The sequence below is a fragment of the Actinophytocola sp. genome (genome assembly GCF_036002505.1).
Classification (GTDB): domain Bacteria; phylum Actinomycetota; class Actinomycetes; order Mycobacteriales; family Pseudonocardiaceae; genus DASYTH01.
In genome coordinates, this window is record NZ_DASYTH010000202.1 from 1 (window position 1) to 1,604 (window position 1,604).

The 1,604-nt window shown below is 66.0% G+C and carries 3 protein-coding genes; 2 read left to right on the forward strand and 1 reads right to left on the reverse strand.

What is annotated here, in order from left to right; genetic code table 11:
* A partial coding sequence (locus VGR06_RS17325; RefSeq protein WP_327560114.1) for a lytic transglycosylase domain-containing protein occupies window positions 1-509 on the reverse strand: 509 nt, incomplete at its 3' end.
* 215 nt (window positions 510-724) lie between these two features.
* On the opposite strand from VGR06_RS17325, the gene VGR06_RS17330 reads away from it, so the two are divergent.
* Together VGR06_RS17330 and VGR06_RS17335 are read left to right on the forward strand one after the other, a co-directional pair.
* A complete protein-coding gene (locus tag VGR06_RS17330) occupies window positions 725-1,168 on the forward strand; it encodes a VOC family protein (RefSeq protein WP_327560115.1) in 444 nt (147 codons plus the stop codon).
* A gap of 181 nt (window positions 1,169-1,349) precedes the next feature.
* The coding region (locus VGR06_RS17335; RefSeq protein WP_327560116.1) for a hypothetical protein at window positions 1,350-1,604 on the forward strand (255 nt) is incomplete at its 3' end.

Below are 1,604 nucleotides of genomic sequence, written 5' to 3' on the forward strand. Positions count from 1 at the left end.
TAACCCCGCGTCTCCTCGAAGGGCGGGATGCCATTGTGCTGGAGGACGGCGTACGGTCCCGCGTTGTAGGCGGCGAGCATGTTCGACACGAGATCGCCGGGTACTCGGGCCACGGCCTTGGCCAGCTCGCAGTCGTAAGCCGCTGCCGCCGGGATCGCGTCCTCTGGGTCGTTCGGATCGGCGGCGCCGTCGCCGTTCGCGTCGAACCCGTGGGCTTGCCATGTTGCCGGCATGAACTGCGCGATTCCCCGAGCCCCGACCGGACTCACCGCCGCCGGTCTGAACTGGCTCTCTTGGTAGAGCTGGGCAGCAAGCCGCGCCGGCGTCAGTGGCGCACAGGTCCTGCCGTAAGTCTCGATGAGCCCGACATAAGCAGCCGGCACCGTTCCTGGCTGTACCGTTTCGGTTGCCGGTTGGCTGCCCATCGCCGCGACGGCGACAACTAACGCGCTAATGAGCATGACGGGCGCGGCGGCCAGCGCGATACCGAGCCACAACGACCGTCGCATGGGCCCCCTCGGTGTCTCGCCGGGCCCGGCATGCTGTGCGCTTGATGCCAGTCCGTCCTTTGTACGCGTGTTCGCACCATTGCTCAAGCCGGCTGCAGGCATCGACGGGTTCAGTCTCTCTGGAAGATCTTGATCTTGCTTCGAACCCGTCATTTTCGGTTGGGTAGTTGTGGCGACATTGGGTCGAAGGTCCAAAGCTGGGTTGGAGGGACGCGGTGACCGCGAAGCAATCCTTCCCGCGGCTGCGGCAGGTGGTCCTGGACTGCACGCACCCCAGGACGCTGGCGGAGTTCTACCGTCAACTGCTCGGCCTGCAATACCGGCCAGGGGATGAGCCACCTCCTGCCGGCGAGCCGGATCCCGCAGGTCGGGACTGGCTGGTACTGCAGGACGATGCCGGGAGCCGGCGGGTGGCGTTCCAACAGGTCGCTGCGCTGCCGAAAGCGACCTGGCCCGAGGGCCCGGTTCCGCAGCAGTTGCACCTTGACCTGACGGTGCCAACGAGCGCGGAGCTCGACGTCCAGCATGAGCGGGCCCTGACCCTCGGTGCCCGGCTGCTCTACGACCGCACAGACGATCCGGAGGAGCCCCTGCGGGTCTATGCCGACCCCGCCGGACATCCGTTTTGCATTTTCGTGGCCGACTCGGCGGCCGACTGAACGCCTATCGGGAGATCCTGCTGGAGCCCGGCGATCACGACGTCTCACCCAGTCGAAAATCCGTTCATTTGTCCCGCTAAGAAACGCGTAGCGATCACTCCAACGTGGTATGACCCACGGCGCACTTGCCGCCGCCTAACCCCGGGTGGCGGCCACACGTATGGCAAGACAGGAGCGCGCGATGGCCCAGTTCCTCGCCGCGAGCGGCGACATAAACAACATCATCGGAGGTATCGCCCCTGACTGGGGGCCCTTCGGGGAGCTCGGTCGGGAAGGGAAGATCGCCGTCGAGATCATCATGGCCGCTGCGGTTCTCATCTGCCTCGGCATCGCCGCTTGGGGCGCCGCGAAGCAGCGGATCGGCTCGACCGCCTTACATGACTCGTTCGCAGCCGAGCAGGGAAAAGGCCTGATCATTGCCGGGCTGACCGGCGTC